Here is a 14,570-nt window from a genome sequence, read left to right as displayed (position 1 = left end):
ACTGCACGCCTGGCCTGCAGTCTCGTCGCCCAGTTGGAGTCTCGCGGTAAAGAAGGGCGCGCGGGCCACTCGGGGATCCTGCAGGCTGCTCTTCGTAGACTGGCGCCATGGTGCAGTCGGCGGGGGTGCAGGCGCCAGGCGCGCGGTCGCGCCGGGCGCGGGCTGCGCGGCGCCGTGCCCCGCTCTGGTCCGACCTCGCCCTGCTCGCGCTCGTGGGCGCCGTGCTCGTGGCCGCGCTCGCCGCCGGCGGGCTCACCGCGTACCGCGAGTTCTACAGCCCTTCCGCGTTCGTCACCCGCTATCTGACGCTGCTGAGCGAGGGAAGAGCCGCCGACGCGCTGCAGCTGCCCGGCGTCGCGCTCTCGCACGGCGACCTCGACAGCGAGGCGTTCCGCTCCGCCTCCGACGCGCTGCTGCGCCGCGACGCGCTCGGCACGCTCACCGACATCACCGTGACCGACGAGCACCCCGACGGCGACGTCACGGCGGTCACCGTGCAGTACAAGGCCGGCGGCCACCTCGGAACCTCCACGTTCCGCGTCGCCCAGGACGGCTGGATCGGCGTCGCCCCCGCGTGGGAATTCGCGCAGAGCCCGCTCGCCGTCATCTCGCTCACGGTGCGCGGATCCGACCGGTTCTCCGTGAACGGCTTCGACCTCGACCGCCGCCAGGTCGCCGCGCAGGGCGCGGACTCGTCGCCGCTCGACGCGGTGCCGATGCTCGTGTTCTCCCCCGGGCTCTACTCGGTGTCGGTGAAGACGTCGACCGCGACCGCGAAGGGCATGGGCGTGCTCGCCGACAAGCCGCTCGCCGATGTACCACTGGATGTGCAGGCCACGCCCACCGAAGCCTTCGTCACGGTCGTGCAGCAGCGCGTCAACGAGTTCCTCGGCCAGTGCACGACGCAGCACGTGCTGCAGCCCACCGGCTGCCCCTTCGGGATCAGCGTGTCGAACAGGGTCATCGACGGCCCGACCTGGAGCATGGTCGAGAACCCCGACATCACGCTGCAACCGGACGGCGAGGGCTGGAAGATCGTGCCCGCCCCGGCCACCGCGCATGTGCAGCTCGAGGTGAAGTCTCTGTACGACGGATCCGTGTCGCACGTCGACCAGGACGTGCCGTTCGACGTGGACGGCACGATCCGGTTCCTGCCCGACGGATCCGCCTCGATCAGCATCACGTCGCCCGAGCAGTCGGCGCCCCCTCCCGGGTCCGAGGGCTGATCCGAGGACTCGTGCCCTGCCCGAGGGCCGATCCGGGCGGTCAGCGCCCGCGAGTGGCGGCGCGCCGGTCCTTCTCGGCGAGCTCTGCGAGCCGCGCGTTGTACTCTTCGAGCTCGGCGTCGCCCGAGCGATCGGCGGCCCGGTCCTGACGCTTCTGCACCTTCGCGTCGCTGCGGCTCCACTGGATCGCGACCGTGATGGCGAGGATCAGGGTCGGGATCTCCCCCACCGACCAGGCCACGCCACCGCCGACGTACTGGTCCTGCAGCGGTGTCGCGCCCCATGTGCGCCCCATCGCACCGAACCACTCCGCGACCATCAGGCCCGACTGCATCATGATCGCCATGCCGAAGAACGCGTGCGTGGCCATCACGGCGATGAGGGTGATGAGCCGGCCCGCGTACGGCAGCCGCCGCGGAATCGGATCCGCCCCCACCAGGGTGAGCACGAACAGGTACCCCGAGATCAGGAAGTGCATCGTCATCCACTCGTGTCCGATGTGATCGGTCATCGCCCAGCGCACGAGGTCGGTGAAGTAGAACGCCCAGAGCGACAGGACGAAGATCGCCGCCGCCACGAACGGATTGGTGACCACGCGCGAGAACGGCGAGTGCACGGCCCACAGGATCCACTCCCGGCCTCCCCGGGTGCCGTCGTCCCGCTTGTCGATCGCGCGCAGGGCGAGGGTGACCGGGGCGCCGGCGACGAGCAGCAGCGGGATCGCCATCGACAGCATCATGTGCCCGAGCATGTGCACGCTGAACAGCGTCTCCTGGTACGCGTTGATCGCGCCGCCGGTAACCCACACCAGCCCCAGCAGGCCGAGGATCCAGAAGACGGTGCGATGGATCGGCCAGGAGTCGCCGCGCTTGCGGAGACGCAGCACGCCGATCGCATACAGCGCGATGCCGAACGCCGCGGCGGTCGCCCAGATGAGGTCGATGTTCCACGCGGTGATCCAGCGGAGCGGGGTGAGCTCCGGCGGCAGCGGGGATCCGGTGAGGATCTCGGCGGGCGTGCGCACGGTCGCCACCTCGAGCCCGGTGGGCGGAGCCGTGCGCGAGAGCGCGGCGGCAAGGCCCGAGGCGATGCCCATGAGCGCGAGCTCCAGCAGCACCAGCGTCCAGAACGGGCCGGATCCGCCCGCGTCGAGCTTCGGGATCAGGCGCGTCCGGTAGCGGGCGCCGAGGGCGCCGAGCAGGATCAGGACGACGGCCTTCGCGATGATGAGGCCGCCGTACGGCGTGAGCATGCCGGCCCAGTCGCCCACGGCGACGATCGAGCGGGCGACACCGGAGACGGCGACCACGATGTAGGCGGCGAGGGCGAGCGAGGAGTAGCGGCGCACGACGTCGGCGAAGCCGCTCGCGCCCTTCGCCTTCTTCGAGCCCTGGAGGGGGCTCGCGGGCTTGGCGGACCTGGCGGGCTTCGCCGCTTTCACGCCGGGGTTCGCGGCGCTCATCGCGGCGTTCGCGCCGGCCGCGGTCGCGCGGCCGTCGCCACCGAGCTCGCTGCGGGATCCGCGCAGCACGATCAGCAGCACGAGGCCGCCGATCCACACGGCCGCGCCGATCGTGTGCAGCAGCAGGGAGTTCACGGCGGCGTCGTGACCGCTGAGCTCGCCCGCGTGGCCCTGCGTGGCGAGCGGGACGAACGAGGCGGCGGCGAGGATCGCAGTGAGCAGGGTGGCGGTCCAGCCACGGAACGCGAAGGCGGCGATCGTGATGACGGCCCCCGCGAGCACGGTCATCAGCCAGGCCTGCCCCAGCGGGAGCTCGAGCAGGAACCGCCCCAGCTGTGCGCCGAACTCCGGTCCTGCGCTGAGCTTCACGCCGAGGGTCTGCAGGAACGTGAACAGGCCCGCCACGGCGCTCGCGACCGTGTAGACGGCGGCGCCGATCGAGGCGGTGTCGAGCGCGATCTCGAAGGAGCGGGCCCCGCTGCGGAGGGAGAACAGCGCGAGCACGAGGGACCCGAGCATCGCGGCGGCGCCCAGGTTGCTGATCGTCTTCACGACGGGAAGGCCCCAGCGCACGACGGGACCGGGGTCGAGCAGCAGGTTCGGCGCCGCGCCCCCGCCGAACGCGAGGCCGGCGATGACCGCGAGGATCCCGGCTCCGACGAGGATCACGGGACCGGCGATGCGCAGGGTCGGGGATCCGGCGGGCAGGGCGGAGCGGGCGGCATCCGACCCGGTCTCGGGGCGGACCCCGGTGGCGGGGCGATTCACCCCTCCACCCTATTCCGGTGTCGCTCGGGGTCTGCCGGGAGCGGACTTCGCTCCGGGGACAGGGTCCGGGCATCGGGGCGGCACGCGAAAGGCCGCCCCTCCGAGGAGGGACGGCCCTGCGAGGCGAAGCCGAATTACTTGACGGCGGCCTTGAGCTTGGAACCAGCGGTCACCTTGACGCGCTTGCCGGCCGGGATCTTGATCTCGGCGCCGGTCTGCGGGTTGCGGCCCGTGCGGGCAGCCGTCGCGACCTGCTCGAAGGAGATCCAGCCCGGGATCGAGACCTTGCTGCCCTTGGCAACAGCGTCCGAGACCGTGGCGAACAGGGCGTCGAGAACGCCGGAGACGGCAGCCTGGCTCTGGCCGGTGGCGCTGGCGATGCTCGCGACGAGCTCGGTCTTGGTGATGGACTTGTCAGCCATTTCATCCTCCAGCGACGGGATCCCGTCGCTTCGTATCAGAGTTCCGGATGGGCGGATGCCCCCCGTTGGTCGAACGACCGCCTTGAATGTATCAACCAAACCCTGGTTTTCCGCGTCATTTCGCGGGTTTTGACGTTTTGCGGCGGCGTGTCGCGCCTCATCCGTCACTCCAGTCACACGTCTGATCCACTGTCCGACGAATCGGACTCCTCGCATCAGGGCGGGAAGTTCCCGGATCCGGGCACGCAGAAGGGGCGAGGATCCGAAGATCCCCGCCCCTGATTCCCTGAACCTTCGACAGGCTCAGGGACCGGTGAGACTTACCAGCTCGACTTGGTCACGCCGGGCAGCTCGCCGCGGTGCGCCATGTCACGGAAGCGGACACGCGAGATGCCGAACTTCGTGAGGACACCACGGGGGCGGCCGTCGATCGCGTCGCGCGAACGGACGCGGGCCGGCGACGCGTTGCGCGGAAGCTTCTGCAGGCCGACGCGGGCGGCCTCGCGGGCCTCGTCGGTCGCGTTCGGGTCGACCAGGGTCTTCTTCAGCTCGGCACGACGCTCGGCGTAACGCTCGACGACGACCTTGCGCTGCTCGTTGCGTGCGATCTTGCTCTTCTTAGCCATGGATCAACGCTCCTCTCGGAATTCGACGTGCTTGCGAACCACCGGGTCGTACTTCTTCAGCACGAGGCGGTCGGGGGTGTTGCGACGGTTCTTCTTGGTCACGTAGGTGTAACCGGTACCTGCCGTCGAACGCAGCTTGATGATCGGACGGATGTCCTGTGCCTTCTTGGCCATTAGAGCTTCACACCCTTCGCCTGGAGGTCAGCGACAACCTTCTCGATGCCCCGGGCGTCGATCACCTTGATGCCCTTGGCGGACACGTTCAGCGTGATCTTGCGACCGAGCGACGGAACGAAATACGTCTTCTTCTGCACGTTCGGGTCGAAGCGGCGCTTCGTCCGGCGGTGCGAGTGCGAAATGTTGTGACCGAAGCCGGGAACAGCACCGGTCACCTGGCACACTGCTGCCATGATGACTCCTTCTCTACCGTGAGGCCGGACAGCCCCACCCAAGATCCCTTGTCTGCACGCCTCTCCCCTCGCCGATCGGTCGGCCGCAGGGAGGGAGGCATACGAACTGCGCACAGGAGTGTGCGCAGACAAAGAGCTACTTTAGCACGGATCCGATCCCGGGCGCGTCCTCGTCCGCAGAGCCTCCGCGGCGCGATGGGCCTCCTCCGCTCCCCGACCCCAGCGGAACGGCGAGACCGTCGGATCCCCCGGTATCCAGAAGCGCCACGGGAATGCATCCGTGCCGGCGGGACCCGCCACTCCCACCCGCGGGCCGGAGGCGACCTCGGCGAGCGGCTCCGCGAGCCACAGTTCGGCGACGGCGCCCGCCCGCTCGGAGCCGAGGATCGCGTCGATGCCGTCGTGCCGCGGGTGTCGCAGCCCTGACGCCTGCCCGAGCCGGCCCGGGCCCCGGGCGAGGTCGCGCAGCTCACGCGTGCGAAGCTCAGTCGATTCCGCGGCCTCCGACACCGGAACCGCATCGGCGCCCCCGAATCGACTGACTTTCGGGCGCAGTCTGCGCCGTACCGCCGCCTCCTCGACCCCGGCCTCGACCTCGCCGGCGCGGAGCAGCACACCGCCCGCGGTGCCGTCGGGCCCGCACACCACGTTCACGCAGGAGTGGATCCCATGGCTGAGGTACACGTACAGATGCCCTGGCTCGCCCCACATCGTGGCGTTGCGCGCCGTGCGACCCATCCGGGCGTGCGAGCCGGGATCGGGGACCGGACCCGCGCCCTGGCCGTGATAGGCCTCGACCTCGGTGATCCGCAGCACCACCTCCGCGCCGTCCACGATCGTGCGCAGCCGGGCGCCGAGCAGACGCGGCGCGACCTCGAGCGGCAGCGCGAGCAGGTCGTCCCGACGAGCCCGGCGCAGGCCGTCTCCGGCCGGCGGCTGACCGGCGCCGGTCATCAGCGGTGCGGCGCCTGCGCGCACCACGACGGATCGAACCCGGCGAGCACGACGAGCTCCTTGCCGGTCTTCGTGTCGACGATGTGCGTCTGCATCGTGGTCGGCAGCGGCAGCAGCGACTGGTCGTACGGGTTGTTGACGAGCTTCGGCGCCACCACGATCGCGCTGTACTGCCCGCTCGGCGAGGGGCAGGCCTGCATGATCGCGTCGGATCCGGTGACGCTGAAGAGCTTCGTGGCCTTGCCGTCGTCGCCCACCCGCGTGACGATCTGCCCGGTCGGAAGACCGTTCGCATCGCGGGTGGCGACCTGGCGGAGCGTCCCTCCGGGGAACGGGGCGATGGTCCCCGGCACCCCGAAGTCGGGGGTCGAGGCGGCCAGGGGCTTCTCCGAGCCGTCTGCGAGATTCAGCTCGACGAGGTCGTTGCCGCGGCTGACGATCGCCGTGTAGGTGCCCCGGGAGATGCCCTCGACGGTCTGCGCGGCGCCGAGCGCGGTCGGGGCCGTCTTGGCATCGGCGCGGTCCTGGACGAACAGGGCGCCGCTGAAGTCGATGAACAGGACGGAGGACGAGTCGGGCACGAACGCCCACTGGGAGATGCTCGGCATCTTCTCGCCGATCTTGACGATCTGCGGCTCCCCGTCGCCGGTGAGCGACTGCGTGACCAGGATGCTCGCGCGGCCGCTCGTAGCGCTGATGCCCTTGTCCGTGAAGGTGTAGCCGACCAGGTTGCCGCGCTCCGAAACCTGCAGGTTCGAGAGGAACCCGGGGCCGGGCAGCTTCAGCGCGCGCTGGTTCTTCCCCTTCCGGTCCATCACGAGCAGCTCGGAGATGCCGTCCTTCTCGGTCGCCACCACCAGGTGATCCGCGGTGGCGCGGAAGTCGTCGATCTTCTCGTGCTGCACGACCGGGACGGCGTTCTTGCCGCCGAGGTCGGTGAGGAAGATGGTGTCGTCGCCCTTGGCGTTGCGCTGCAGCAGGAAGATCGTGGACTTCGGCGTCTGGAAGCTCGCCTGCAGTGTGCTCTGTCTCTGCTTGTCCGTCCCCGTCGCGTCCTTCACGGTGACCGTGTAGTTCGTATCGTCGTCGAGCGGCACGGTGAAGCGGATCCCGAGGTTGCGCCCCGACGTGTCGACCGTGAACGGCGCCTGGGGGCTCACCGAGACCTGCTTCGGATCCACCTTCGCCAGCGGCTGGCTGGCCGTGATGATCATGCGCGTGCCGGAGGCGTCGATCGCGGACTGCGCGTCGATCTTGACGCTGCTGACGCGCGGCCCCTGCAGGAGCGTGATCACGCCGAACCCGGCGACCACGACGACGAGCACCCCGATCACCGCGCCGAGGATCAGCGGGAACCGGCGGCGGCGTGCGGCCGGCGCGGGCGCGGGGTGCGGCTGCCATTCCGGCGCCTCGAGCCGGGGATCCGGCGAGGCGCCCCCGGCCGCGGCCTCGGCGACGGGTTCGGCTTCCGAGCTCACGATCGGTTCTGCGGCGGGCGCGGGGCTGAGGTCCGCAGCGGCCCCTGAGGCGTCCGCAGGGACGGCCGAGGGATCGGATCCGCCATTCGGCGTGCGACGAGGACCGGGGGCACGGTCGAAGACCTCCGCGGGCGCGGCGGAGCGCGTGACCGGCTCGTCCGCGGGCGGCACGGCGGGGACGCCCGGAGCGGCCGGCGCCTCGGCGCCCCGGCCAGCCTCGGGCGCCTCGGGCGCAGTCGGAGCCTCGGGCGCGGCAGGCCCCCCGGATTCCGGATTCTCCGGCGCCGCGGGCGCGACGGCCCCCGCTGCCTCCTCGGCCGCGCGGCGAGCGCGCAGCTCGGCGCGGGTGAGGGGATGATCCGCGTCGTCAGTGCTCATAGGGGTCCTTCGGCTCCGGGATCTTCGACACACTGGCCGGCACGATCGAGAGCTTCCCATCCGCACTGGCGCGGACCGTTCCCTTCACCTGGACCCAGTCGCCCACAGCGTACTGGCCCTGCCACCCGCTGATCCCCACCGGCACCGACGCCGGCTGCGCGTCGAGCACGCAGTGCGTGATGACCAAGCGGGTCAGGTGCGCCTGATCCTTCGCGGATCCGTCGGGCGTGAGGAAGCCCGTGAGCGTCACCGTGGAGCCGTCGTACTTCTCCGGACGGCTGCCCGTGGCGAACACGCTGGCCCAGCCGCCCACGCCGAACGTGCTGGTGTCGGTGTTCGCCCCGAGCGCGACGTTGTCCGCGCCGGCGAACAGCACGTTGCCCACGGGGGCGCGCTGCATCGCCATGTCGACCGAGAGCGAGGCGGGCGGCAGCAGCAGCGCACCCGCGACGACACCCGTCGCGATCACACCGCCGGTCGCGCCCGCCACGGCGCCCAGCACGCGGCGGCCGGACCTCGCGGGCGCGTGATCGTGGTCGTGCCCGTGGTCCTGCTCCGCGCCGAGCGGCAGCATGCACGACCACACGGCGCCGACGAGCGTCGCGATCGCGGCGGCGACGGCGAACCACACCGTCTCCGGGCTGATGTAGAGCGTGAGCCGCCCGGTGAACGCGAGCACCAGGGTGGCGATGGCGAGCCCGGCGGCCAGGCCCGCGCCGAGCCAGCGGGTGCCGAGCGCCTGTGCGCGGGAGGGCCGGTGCGCGGTCGTCGTCTCAGGCAAAGACGTTCACCCCGATCCCCAGGGCGAATCCGAACAGGATCACGATGCCCACGATCCCGGCGAGAGTGCGCGCGGTGAAGGTCGTCCGCAGCAGCGCCATCATCTTGATGTCGACCAGCGGGCCGACCAGGAGGAAGGCGACGATCGCGCCCGGCGAGAACGTCGAGGCGAACGAGAGCGCGAAGAACGAGTCCACGTTCGAGCAGATCGCGACCGAGATGGCCAGCGCGATCATCGCGACGACCGAGAGCAGCGGGTTCGAGCCGATCGCGAGCAGCACGTCGCGCGGGACGAGCACCTGCACGGCGCCGGCGAGCGCGGATCCGACGATCAGCGCGGGCATCACGGCGCGCAACTCGATGAGGAACTGGGCGAGGCTCCGGCGGACCCCGGATCCCTGCTCGTGGACGACGACCTCGCAGGTGTCGCGGAACCGCGCGGTGAGGAGCGCATCGGGATCCGGGTGGCGGCTGTAGACCCAGCCGATCAGGTTGGCCACGAGGTAGCCGCCGACGAGCCGGGCCACGAGGATTCCGCCGTCGAAGCCGAACGCCGCATGCGTCGTGAGGATCACGATCGGGTTGACGATCGGGGCCGCCATGAGGAAGGTCAGCGCCTCCGCGGGGCCGAGGCCCCGCATCATGAGGCCTCGCGCGAACGGCACGTTGCCGCACTCGCACACCGGGATGAGCATGCCCAGCAGCGACAGCACGGCCCGCCGCGCCCAGCCGCGCTTCGGCAGGATCCGCTCGATCACGCCCGCCGGCAGCCAGACCTGCACCACGATCGAGAGCAGCACGCCGAGGATCACGAACGGCAGCGCCTCGAACAGGACGCTCAGGGAGAGGGTGAGCCCGTCCTGCAGCCGGTTGGGCAGCCGGGCGGAGAACAGCTGCGGCGCGAACACGTCGATCGTGACGAGGGCGGCCACCACGGCCGCGCCGATCGCCGCGCCGATGAGCGCCGTGCGGCCGGACAGTCGCGGCGCCGGGGCGCGCAGGGCGTGCGGCGTCTCCGCCTCTCGCGCGGCGGTGGCTCGGCGGCCGGAGGTCGTCAGGGTCACGCGACGATCACTCCTGCGCAGCGGCGTTGGCGCAGCTCGCGCACAGTCCGAAGATGTCGACCACGTGCTCTGCGTCGCGGAAGCCGTGCAGGGCCGCCGTGCGCTGCGCCCACTGCTCGACGTCAGTGGCCTCGATCTCGACGGTCAGCCCGCAGGACCGGCAGATCAGGTGGTGGTGGTGACCCTCGCTGCTGCATGCGCGGTACAGCGCCTCACCCTCGGGGCTCTGCAGCGAATCGGCCTCGCCGGAGGCTGCGAGCCCGGCCAGGGCCCGATAGACGGTGGCCAGGCCGATGCCGGTGTTGGCCTCGCGCAGGGCCTGGTGCAGGGACTGCGCGCTCACGAATCCGCGCGCGTCGGAGAGCTCCTCGCGCACGCGTTCGCGCTGCCACGTGTTCCGCTGGGCCATGCCCCGAGTCTAGAGCCGTCCCCTGGTCCACGGCTGGGAGCAGTCATTCCGGTCGCTGGGCGCCGAGTCGACCCCGGGGCAGGGTCACTCGGCGGACGTGGCCTCGGCGTCTCCGGAAGGCTCGGTCCCGGTGTCGGCGGGGGCGGATCCGGATGCCTCGCTGCCGAGAGCGCCGTCGGGGCGGATCAGCTCGCGCACCTCGGCCATGAAGCTCGTGAGCTGCTGCTGCTGCCAGCGCAGCTGACGCGCACGGTCATCCGCGTCGCGGACCACGTTCGCGGTGTGCGCGGTCACCATGTCGACGATCTTCTGCGACTTCGTCCTGGCACGATCCAGGGTCTCCCTGGCGCGCACCTGGGCCTCGGCCTCGATCGCACTCGCCTGGGAGCGCATCAGACGCTCGTAGTCCTCGGCCTTCGCGGAGATCCGCTCCGCATGAGCGAGCGACGAGGAGACCTGCTCGTTCGCATCTGCGGTGATCCGCTCCGCGTGCGCGACGGCCTGGTTGTGCAGCACCAGGAACTCCTGCTGCGCGTCGTCCTGACGGCGGGTGAGGGACTCTTCCATCTCGAGCACGCGCGCGTTCATCTCCCGCACCTCGCGCTCGGCCGAGACGCGCAGATCCGTCGTCTCCCGGGTGACCATCGCCCGCAGCGCCGCCGCTCCCTTCTCTGCCTCGGTGCGGATCGAGTGCGCCTCCTGCTCCGCGTGGTTCACCTTCTCGGCCGCATGCGCGGCCTCCCGCTCGACCTGGGCGGTGTGCGCGGTGAACTCGGTCTCCATCTTCAAGCGCACCTGGTCGGCGTCGCGCTCGGCCTGGGCCGTGATCCGGGCCACATCCGCGTCGAGCTCCGCACGCTTCGCGGCCGCCTCGTCCCGCGCCGCCTCCAGCAGCCGCTCCGCCTGCACCGCGGCGTTCTGGATCAGGACGCTCGCCTGCTCCTCCGCCACCCGCAGCACGGTCTCGAACTGCGACCGAGACGTCGCCTCGTCGATGTCCTCCTGGGATCCGGCGAGCGCCGTGCTCAGCGACTGGATCTGCTGCGCCGACTCCGTGATCTTCGCGTTCGCCGTCGCCAGGTCGGACTCGAGCTTCGCCGCGCGCTTGTCATGCGCGGCCGTGGCCTTCGCCAGCTCCTGGCGGTGCTTCTCCGCCGCCTTGTCGAGCTCGCTGCGCAGGTGCGCGTCGGTCTTGGCCCCGGATTCGGTGGCGCGCCGCAGCTCCTCCTTGAGGGCGGTCAGATGCGCGTCGACCTCGGACTTGTCATAGCCGCGGAAGCCGATCGTGAAGGACTGCTGCGTCGCGGGGTTGTCCAGCAGCTGGTCGAAGAAATCGCCCTGCTGCGCCTTGTCCTCGGTTGCTCGGTCCTCGGTTGCCTCGGCCACGTGCCGCGCCTTTCTGTTCTCCCCTCCTGCTCCCCGGCGCGGGGGATGCGCCGGGATGGATGCGGAGGGGGAATCGCGTCGTCCGGCGCCCCTGGGTGCGGGGGCCGCGATCCGCGCGAGTCCTGACGATCCTAACCCGCGGTTCCGGTCTGCCGACAGGGCGGAATGCGGCCGGGTGCAGTTCGATCGCGCCCGGGATCGAACGCGCCGTCGGCACCGCGTCCGCAAGGCCGCCGTGCACTGTCCTCTCGGGCGTCGCCGAACCTGTGGCCGTCTGCAGGACCGGCCCGCCGTACCGCCACGATCCCCCGCGAATCACGGTCCGGCATGCCCCTTCGGTCCTGCACGCAGCGAGAGCGCCTTGCATTCGGCCGGCGATGACCGGCCGGATGACGACAGGCACGGAAGTCAGGCGACCCGCTCTGAGACGCGGGGAGAGAGCCGCACGACGCGCTCCTGACGTGCGCCCACGATGCGGCAGACGAGGTAGATCGCGAACGAGATCGTCGTGATGTACGGGCTCACCGGGAGCGTGCCCATCACGGCGAGCAGAATTCCGCCGACCGCCGAGACCAGGCCGAAGAGCGCCGCGAGCAGCGGCACCGCGACGGGGCCCGAACGGATCCGCATCGCCGCCGCCGCGGGCGTCACCACGAGCGCCATCACGAGCAGCGCACCGATGATGTGCACGGCGACCGCGACGACGAGTCCGAGCAGCAGCATGAACGCGAACGAGACGCCCACCGTGGGCACGCCGCGCGCGGCCGCGGACTGCGGGTCCAGCGACTCGAAGCGCAGCGGCCGCCAGATGAGGAGCAGCCCGACGAGCACGACCGCGCAGATCGCCGCGAGCCAGCCGAGCTGCGTCGACTGCACCGAGACGATCTGCCCGGTGAGCAGGCTGAACCGGCCGGCCGCGCGGCCGCTGTAGAGCGAGAGGCAGAGAATCCCGAGGCCCAGCCCGAAGGGCATCAGCACGCCGATGATCGAGTTGCGGTCGCGGGCGCGAGCGCCCAGCCAGCCGATGATCGCCGCGGCGATGACGGATCCCACGATCGATCCGGCGATCACGTCGACGCCGAAGAGCAGCGCTGCGGCGGCGCCCGCGAAGGAGAGCTCGCTGATCCCGTGCACCGCGAAGGCCATGTCTCGCTGCATCACGAAGACGCCGATGAGCCCGCCGACGAGGCCGAGGATCGCGCCGGCCCAGACCGAGTTCGAGACGAGCCCGAGGATCTCGCCGTACTGCGAGAGCCCGCCGAACATCGCCTGGCCGATGTCGTCGATGTTCATGCGCCCTCCTCGTGGTCGCCGTGCTCGTGGTGGTGCGCGGCGATCTCCGCGTCGGGGGCGCCGACCACCACGAGCCGGCCGCCGACCTCCTGCACGAACACGGGCGCGCCGTAGAGCGCGCTCAGCACCTGTGTGGTCAGCACCTCGCGCGGAGTGCCGAGCGTGAACCGCCCGTTCGCGATGTAGAGGATCCGGTCGACGATGTCGAGCACGGGGTTGATGTCGTGGGTCACGAGCAGCACGCCGGCTCCCGTGCGGCGATGCGCGTCGATGAGCCCCGTCACCGCCTGCTGATTCGCGAGGTCGAGGCTCGTGAGCGGCTCGTCGCAGAGCAGCAGGCGCGGATCGTCCGCGAGCGCCTGGCCGACGCGCAGCCGCTGCTGCTCGCCGCCGGAGAGCACGCCCACGGGGCGGTCCGCGAAGGCGCGGGCGCCGACCGCGTCGATGAGCGCATCGACGTGGGCCCTGTCGCCGCGGCGCGGGAACGGAAGACCGAAGCGGTGCCCGTCGACGCCGAGGGCGACGAGATCCCGCCCCCGCATCGAGGTCTCCGCGGGCAGCGGCCTGGCCTGGGGCAGATACCCGATGCGGCGGCTGCCCCGGCGGCGGACCGGCTCGCCGAGCGCGATCACCGTGCCCGCCGAGAGAGGCTGGAGCCCCAGGATCGCCCGCAGCAGCGTGGTCTTGCCGGTTCCGCTCGGACCGAGCACGGCGACGAGCTCACCGGGGGCGACGTCGAGGTCGAGCCCGCTCCAGAGCTCCCGATCGCCGCGCTGGATCGCGGCGCCGCGAATCTGCAGCACCGGCTCCGGAGCGGGCGTCCCGCCGGACGCCGCCCCGGCCCGCGTGGCGTCGGAGGAAAAGGTCACTTGTCGAGATTACGGGTCAGCGTCTCGATGTTGTCCTGCATCCAGGTCAGGTAGGTCTTGCCGTCCGGCACGAGCTCGGTGACCTCCTGCACCGGAACGCCCTTGCCCTTGGCCGAATCGATCACGCGCGTGGTCTCGGCGCCGCCGGTCTGCGCATTGGCGAAGAGCACCTTCACATCGCCGGAGTCGATCAGCTTGGTGGCCTCGAGCAGGGTCGCCGGCGGCACGTCCTGCCCCTCCTCGACCGCGTGGCTGAAGGCGTCGGGCGTGACGTTCACGAGCCCCGCCGCCTCGGTGAGGTACAGCGGCACGGGCTCGGTGACGAAGATCTTGACGCCGTCGTGCGCGCCCTTGATCGTGGCGAGCTTCGCGTCCAGGCCCTTCAGCCCCTCCTCGAAGGAGGCGAGGTTCTTCTCGAAGTCGGCCTTGTGCGCGGGGGCGATCGTGCCGAGCTCATCGGCGATCTTCGCCGCCACCTTGTCGACGACCGCGGTCGAGTACCAGACGTGCTCGTTGAAGCCCTCGACCGTCTTGGCGCCGTCCTCGCCCTTCGGCCAGGCCGGCGCAAAAGTGACGGCGGAGACGACAGGCACCGAGTCGGCGGCCTTCGTGACGAGGTCCCCCATGAACGCGTCGTACCCTCCGCCGTTCTCCAGGACGAGCTTCGCCTTGCTCACCGTGAGCTGGTCGGCCGCCGTCACCTCGTACTCATGCGGATCCTTCGAGAGCGAGTCGATGACCGACGTGACCTCGACGTGATCGCCGCCGATCTGCTTCGCCACGTCGCCCCAGACGTTCGTCGAGGCCGTCACCGGGATCCGGTCCGAGGAGTCCCCGGTGGGCGATCCCGCCGCCGGCGTTGCGGAGCATCCCGCGAGGGCGAGGAGCGAGGCGGCGGCGAGAGCGAGGGCGGCGAGGGGCTTGGTCATGCGCTCGACTCTACGTTAAATGAGAATCATTATCAAAACGAGGAGTGGCGGCATCCCGACTTATTTTCCGGTCTGGCCTCACTTTGATTCTTGCTGTCAGAATCTAATTCGCCTCG

The 14,570-nt window shown here is 70.8% G+C and carries 15 protein-coding genes; 1 reads left to right on the top strand and 14 read right to left on the bottom strand.

Annotation, left to right across the window (positions count from 1 at the left end):
- Positions 1-107: 107 nt before the first annotated feature.
- Positions 108-1,226: a hypothetical protein gene (locus ACFC1J_RS10670; protein ID WP_375905280.1), complete on the top strand. Its 1,119-nt coding sequence runs from the start codon at positions 108-110 to the stop codon at positions 1,224-1,226.
- 40 nt (positions 1,227-1,266) lie between these two features.
- On the opposite strand, the gene ACFC1J_RS10665 is transcribed toward ACFC1J_RS10670, so the two are convergent.
- From ACFC1J_RS10665 to ACFC1J_RS10600, 14 genes are all read right to left on the bottom strand, one after another.
- Positions 1,267-3,456 (bottom strand): cytochrome c oxidase assembly protein, encoded by a 2,190-nt coding sequence (locus ACFC1J_RS10665; RefSeq protein ID WP_375905277.1) that lies wholly within the window; start codon positions 3,454-3,456, stop codon positions 1,267-1,269.
- A 134-nt stretch (positions 3,457-3,590) separates the two neighbouring features.
- Complete coding sequence (locus ACFC1J_RS10660) at positions 3,591-3,878, bottom strand: HU family DNA-binding protein (protein ID WP_045250850.1); 288 nt, start codon at positions 3,876-3,878, stop codon at positions 3,591-3,593.
- A gap of 320 nt (positions 3,879-4,198) precedes the next feature.
- Positions 4,199-4,504, bottom strand: coding sequence for a 30S ribosomal protein S14 (gene rpsN, locus ACFC1J_RS10655; protein WP_045250847.1), 306 nt, complete (start codon positions 4,502-4,504; stop codon positions 4,199-4,201).
- Between the two features lie 3 nt (positions 4,505-4,507).
- A complete protein-coding gene (gene rpmG, locus ACFC1J_RS10650) occupies positions 4,508-4,678 on the bottom strand; it encodes a 50S ribosomal protein L33 (RefSeq protein ID WP_045250846.1) in 171 nt (56 codons plus the stop codon).
- A complete protein-coding gene (rpmB, locus tag ACFC1J_RS10645; RefSeq protein ID WP_045271470.1) occupies positions 4,678-4,914 on the bottom strand; it encodes a 50S ribosomal protein L28 in 237 nt (78 codons plus the stop codon). The genes rpmG and rpmB overlap by 1 nt, the downstream gene beginning before the upstream one ends.
- A gap of 141 nt (positions 4,915-5,055) precedes the next feature.
- The gene (locus ACFC1J_RS10640) at positions 5,056-5,868 is read right to left on the bottom strand and encodes a DNA-3-methyladenine glycosylase (protein WP_375905298.1); all 813 of its coding nucleotides are present in this window, start codon (positions 5,866-5,868) and stop codon (positions 5,056-5,058) included.
- Entirely contained in the window at positions 5,868-7,724 is a 1,857-nt protein-coding gene (locus tag ACFC1J_RS10635) for a hypothetical protein (protein WP_375905270.1), read from the bottom strand. The genes ACFC1J_RS10640 and ACFC1J_RS10635 overlap by 1 nt, the downstream gene beginning before the upstream one ends.
- Positions 7,714-8,505, bottom strand: coding sequence for a TIGR03943 family putative permease subunit (locus ACFC1J_RS10630; protein ID WP_375905267.1), 792 nt, complete (start codon positions 8,503-8,505; stop codon positions 7,714-7,716). Before ACFC1J_RS10630 ends, ACFC1J_RS10635 begins: the two co-directional genes overlap by 11 nt.
- Positions 8,498-9,568, bottom strand: a complete 1,071-nt coding sequence (locus ACFC1J_RS10625) for a permease (protein ID WP_375905264.1) — start codon at positions 9,566-9,568, stop codon at positions 8,498-8,500. The genes ACFC1J_RS10630 and ACFC1J_RS10625 overlap by 8 nt, the downstream gene beginning before the upstream one ends.
- A 7-nt stretch (positions 9,569-9,575) precedes the next feature.
- Entirely contained in the window at positions 9,576-9,977 is a 402-nt protein-coding gene (locus ACFC1J_RS10620; RefSeq protein WP_375905261.1) for a Fur family transcriptional regulator, read from the bottom strand.
- Between the two features lie 84 nt (positions 9,978-10,061).
- Positions 10,062-11,363, bottom strand: coding sequence for a cell division initiation protein (locus ACFC1J_RS10615; protein ID WP_375905258.1), 1,302 nt, complete (start codon positions 11,361-11,363; stop codon positions 10,062-10,064).
- Positions 11,364-11,771: 408 nt separating this feature from the next.
- Complete coding sequence (locus ACFC1J_RS10610; RefSeq protein WP_375905255.1) at positions 11,772-12,656, bottom strand: metal ABC transporter permease; 885 nt, start codon at positions 12,654-12,656, stop codon at positions 11,772-11,774.
- Positions 12,653-13,459, bottom strand: coding sequence for a metal ABC transporter ATP-binding protein (locus ACFC1J_RS10605; RefSeq protein WP_375905295.1), 807 nt, complete (start codon positions 13,457-13,459; stop codon positions 12,653-12,655). The genes ACFC1J_RS10610 and ACFC1J_RS10605 overlap by 4 nt, the downstream gene beginning before the upstream one ends.
- Positions 13,460-13,521: 62 nt before the next feature.
- Entirely contained in the window at positions 13,522-14,454 is a 933-nt protein-coding gene (locus ACFC1J_RS10600; RefSeq protein WP_375905252.1) for a metal ABC transporter solute-binding protein, Zn/Mn family, read from the bottom strand.
- Between the last annotated feature and the right edge of the window lie 116 nt (positions 14,455-14,570).

The sequence above is a fragment of the Microbacterium sp. NPDC056052 genome (assembly GCF_042266785.1).
Lineage (GTDB): Bacteria > Actinomycetota > Actinomycetes > Actinomycetales > Microbacteriaceae > Microbacterium.
This window is presented reverse-complemented; position numbering and strand designations above follow the sequence as displayed.

Coding starts and splice junctions, on each gene's coding strand:
- ACFC1J_RS10670 (WP_375905280.1), top strand. CDS start 108: ATGGTGCAGTCGGCGGGGGTGCAGGCGCCAGGCGCGCGGTCGCGCCGG.
- ACFC1J_RS10600 (WP_375905252.1), bottom strand. CDS start 14,454: ATGACCAAGCCCCTCGCCGCCCTCGCTCTCGCCGCCGCCTCGCTCCTC.
- ACFC1J_RS10640 (WP_375905298.1), bottom strand. CDS start 5,868: ATGACCGGCGCCGGTCAGCCGCCGGCCGGAGACGGCCTGCGCCGGGCT.
- rpmB (WP_045271470.1), bottom strand. CDS start 4,914: ATGGCAGCAGTGTGCCAGGTGACCGGTGCTGTTCCCGGCTTCGGTCAC.
- rpmG (WP_045250846.1), bottom strand. CDS start 4,678: ATGGCCAAGAAGGCACAGGACATCCGTCCGATCATCAAGCTGCGTTCG.
- ACFC1J_RS10610 (WP_375905255.1), bottom strand. CDS start 12,656: ATGAACATCGACGACATCGGCCAGGCGATGTTCGGCGGGCTCTCGCAG.
- rpsN (WP_045250847.1), bottom strand. CDS start 4,504: ATGGCTAAGAAGAGCAAGATCGCACGCAACGAGCAGCGCAAGGTCGTC.
- ACFC1J_RS10620 (WP_375905261.1), bottom strand. CDS start 9,977: ATGGCCCAGCGGAACACGTGGCAGCGCGAACGCGTGCGCGAGGAGCTC.
- ACFC1J_RS10635 (WP_375905270.1), bottom strand. CDS start 7,724: ATGAGCACTGACGACGCGGATCATCCCCTCACCCGCGCCGAGCTGCGC.
- ACFC1J_RS10660 (WP_045250850.1), bottom strand. CDS start 3,878: ATGGCTGACAAGTCCATCACCAAGACCGAGCTCGTCGCGAGCATCGCC.